Raw genomic sequence first — 373 nt, forward strand, 5'->3', positions numbered from 1 at the left:
GTTCACGCGGCGTTGCTCCGTCAGACTTTCGTCCATTGCGGAAGATTCCCTACTGCTGCCTCCCGTAGGAGTCTGGGCCGTGTCTCAGTCCCAGTGTGGCCGATCACCCTCTCAGGTCGGCTACGCATCGTCGCCTTGGTGAGCCGTTACCTCACCAACTAGCTAATGCGCCGCGGGCCCATCTGTAAGTGATAGCGAGAAGCCATCTTTCAACTTTCCTTCATGCGAAAGAAAGTATTACCCGGTATTAGCCCCGGTTTCCCGGAGTTATCCCGATCTTACAGGCAGGTTGCCCACGTGTTACTCACCCGTCCGCCGCTCGTTCCACGAGCGTCACCCCGAAGGGATCAGCTCGCTTCCCGCGCTCGACTTG

1 rRNA gene is annotated in these 373 nt (G+C 58.4%); it reads right to left on the minus strand.

Features of this window, described 5'->3' with window-relative positions:
- Positions 1–373: ribosomal RNA gene (locus D479_RS19715) — 16S ribosomal RNA — on the minus strand; the annotation flags it as partial.

The organism is Halobacillus sp. BAB-2008, from assembly GCF_000328325.1.
Lineage (GTDB): Bacteria > Bacillota > Bacilli > Bacillales > Halobacillaceae > Halobacillus.